The sequence below is a fragment of the Flagellimonas olearia genome, assembly GCF_009184425.1.
In the GTDB taxonomy this organism is placed as follows: Bacteria; Bacteroidota; Bacteroidia; order Flavobacteriales; family Flavobacteriaceae; genus Flagellimonas; species Flagellimonas olearia.
This window is the reverse complement of record NZ_WELG01000071.1, coordinates 1-409: the sequence shown is the minus strand read 5'-3', so window position 1 is coordinate 409 and position 409 is coordinate 1. Positions and strand designations below refer to the sequence as shown.

Here is a 409-nt window from a genome sequence, read left to right as displayed (position 1 = left end):
TCCTTGTTCACATCATCTGCTGCACTAGGCGCATCCGGGTCCACGCACACAATGGCAAAGGAACGCGTCCCTTCAGGAGCACCTTTCCAAGCTAAATGCGGGTTAATATTACTGGCTAAGGATACATGGGTGTCCGGGTTTATCGTCGCAAAGGCAAATTTTTCCAGAATCGGCGCCTGATCGGTGAGGCTGTTGCTGAGTAACTGCATGGATAATCTCTCCTTGTTGCACTACATGCCTACGGTATCAGCCATGCGGGCAATAACCGCTATTTCAAGTTGCTGGAGCCAAGCGCCTCATCTGCAGCCAAGATAAAATAACAAGGCGTGTGGCAGAAACAGACATTACTCGCCCTTGGCCGCCCAGCGAATAACTACAGCGCAGTTTTCAAGGCAAATCGTGCCAGACA

General features: G+C 50.9%; 1 protein-coding gene. It reads right to left on the bottom strand.

What is annotated here, in order from left to right:
* On the bottom strand, positions 1-209 hold a 209-nt coding region (locus tag F8C76_RS19255; RefSeq protein ID WP_500683487.1), incomplete at its 3' end, for a YbhB/YbcL family Raf kinase inhibitor-like protein.
* Positions 210-409: the final 200 nt, after the last annotated feature.